Origin of the sequence: Mesotoga sp. UBA6090, from assembly GCF_002435945.1 — a bacterium.
Lineage (GTDB): Bacteria > Thermotogota > Thermotogae > Petrotogales > Kosmotogaceae > Mesotoga.
On record NZ_DIXC01000031.1, the window covers coordinates 1 to 2504 of the forward strand.

The following is a 2504-nucleotide window of genomic DNA, read 5'->3' on the forward strand; positions in this document are numbered from 1 at the left end:
TTTTGTTGCAAGACTCCACCTCGCACATATTCTACTATCATTATCAATTATAATGCTTTTAGGAGGCGATGAAGTGAAGGAAGTAACTCTGGCAGAATTGAGGGGAGTCATCGGAAAGGTTCTTATTGACTTCTTCAGTCCAGGCTGCGGTGTCTGTGCAGCGATTGAAACAAAACTTGATGAAGTTGAAGACACTTTTGTTTCCTGGAAATTCTACAAAATAAATACTGTAGAGAATCCTGCGGTTGCTTCAGAACACTCTGTCTTTACAGTCCCGACGATTGTTGTGCAGGTTGATGGTAGAGAGCAGAAGAGATGGTGCAGATACTTCTCTCTCGAAGAAGTTATAGACTACCTTCGTGAAATTGATGAGACAGAGAGTTAGCATTTCAGAAGCCATTCTGCTGAAGTAGGCAAGTTCCGCTTCGCGGGCATAAGAGAGGATGAATCGAGAAAGATTATGTCGAGACGCTCGCTCCGCTCGCGAGAAGACGAGAGTTGATAATCATTGACCGTCAACGGTTCTCCGTCCTACGAGAAGACCGTAAAAGAACCGCTGAGCGCTGTGAAGAGCCGTCCTCCGCTGCCCGTCCAAGAGCATGTACCCGTCCCTCGATAAGAGCAACCGAGCAAGAGCGCTGTAGAGAGCTCCGCTTTGAGAAGACGAGAATTAATAATCGTAGCAGTTTCGATCTGCCATCCTCAGAAAGAGCCAAGAGTAGAAGTGATACTGCCTCCGGCAGGAAGTGAGGCCCGCTGGCGCGAGGAAGTGATGTTGGCGCTTACGCGCCAGGAGGCATTTCAGGTTCTCGGTCTTCCGAGAAAATAAAGATCTGGTTGTAAGGGGCGGCTAGCGAGAACGGGTTATCAAAACCACGATATGGAGAATTTGAAAAAGGGACTGACGAGCTCCTGACGTCCCCGTCTTCTGAAACAGAAGCATTTGTTTCAGACTCTACGGAATAACGAAATCAAACGAAACGTCTCTGCGATTCTTTTGTAGGGGCGAACGGCTGTTCGCCCTAAAGAGAACCAATAAAGCCACGCATCTAATGACAGGCTCTAAGGGATTACAGCGTCGGGTAATTCTGAAGAACACAACAATCAATCAATAGGTTCTCCTCATGGATTTGATGAGTATTCACAAATTCATCAGACTTTCTGAAGAAATAGGTGACCTGAAGAAAAGGGGCGTGCAGCCGCACGCCCCTACAACTCTGTTATACTTCTCACTCGCTACCCGATATTTTCAAACTCCAAGTTTCGCAACCTTGTTTAGCTTTCTGGCTGTAATCTTCTTCTCTTTTCAACTAGTGGATAACGTTTTACGGTCGAGTAATTTCACTTCGCCAGTTCGTATATCTTCTTCACAGCATCCTCGTCAAGCTTGACGAACTGACCTAGAGGGCCGTCTTCAGTTGCTTTTTCGGCCATCTCGTCAAACCTGTCGTCGGGAATTCCGGCATCTGTTAGCGTAACGGGAATGCCTAAACTCGCGAAGAATTCCTTCAGCCTCTTGATTCCCTCAAGAGCGGATTTTTCTGGATTATTAAAGTCCGGTTCGACATCCCAAACTCTGTAAGCAAACTGGGCAAAGCGATTAATATCATGTTTGTAAACGTATGTCATCCACGGTGCCCACATAATTGCCAGACCCCCGCCGTGAGCTATGTCGTATATCGCGCTGAGTTCATGCTCCATGCCGTGGGTAGCCCAGTCTCCTATTCTTCCCGTGCTGAGCAAGTCGTTATGAGCTATGGTTCCGGCCCACATTATCTCGGCTCTCGCATCGTAGTTTTCCGGCTCTTTGATAGCTATTGGGGTGTTCCTGATCATGGTTCTAAGAGTAGCTTCGCACAGTCTATCAGTGAAATCGACATTCTTCACATTTGTGAAGTACCTTTCCATGACGTGAGACATGATGTCTACGGCTCCAACTGCCGTCTGATAAGCAGGTAGAGTGAATGTCAGCTCGGGGTTCATGATCGCGAATCTGGCTCTCATGGCAACGCTGTTGGTTGCTCTTTTGTACCAGCCGTCTTCGTTTGTGATAACCGATCCGCCGCTTGATTCGCTTCCTGCTGCGGGGATTGTTAGAACGACACCAAGCGGAAGCATCTCTTCCACTTTCTTGCCTTTTGAGTAGAAGTCCCAGACATCTCCGTCGTAGGGAACGCCTATCCCAATTGCCTTGGCCGAGTCGATGACACTTCCTCCGCCAACTGCGAGGATTGCATCGACGTTGTTTTTTCGGCAGAGTTCGATTCCTTCTCTTACAAGAGACAACCTCGGATTGGGCATTACTCCACCTAGCTCGAAGATCTCTACTCCTGATTCTTTCAAGCTTTCCACTACACGATCGTACAGGCCAGTCTTCTTTATACTGCCTCCGCCGTAGTGAAAGAGGACTTTCTTGCCCAACTTCGAAATCTCTTCTCCGACCTTCTTCTCGGTGTCTCTACCGAAAATTATCTTTGTGGCATTGTGAAATGTGAAATCTAACA

General features: G+C 47.5%; 3 protein-coding genes. 2 read left to right on the forward strand and 1 reads right to left on the reverse strand.

All coding sequences use genetic code 11. The features are described 5' to 3' along the window. The coding region (locus tag B3K42_RS04725) for a thioredoxin family protein (protein ID WP_292597141.1) at nucleotides 1-385 on the forward strand (385 nt) is incomplete at its 5' end. A gap of 270 nt (nucleotides 386-655) precedes the next feature. Continuing rightward, complete coding sequence (locus tag B3K42_RS04730) at nucleotides 656-829, forward strand: hypothetical protein (protein ID WP_292597144.1); 174 nt, start codon at nucleotides 656-658, stop codon at nucleotides 827-829. A gap of 512 nt (nucleotides 830-1341) precedes the next feature. On the opposite strand, the gene B3K42_RS04735 is transcribed toward B3K42_RS04730, so the two are convergent. Continuing rightward, a partial coding sequence (locus B3K42_RS04735; RefSeq protein ID WP_292597147.1) for an iron-containing alcohol dehydrogenase occupies nucleotides 1342-2504 on the reverse strand: 1163 nt, incomplete at its 5' end.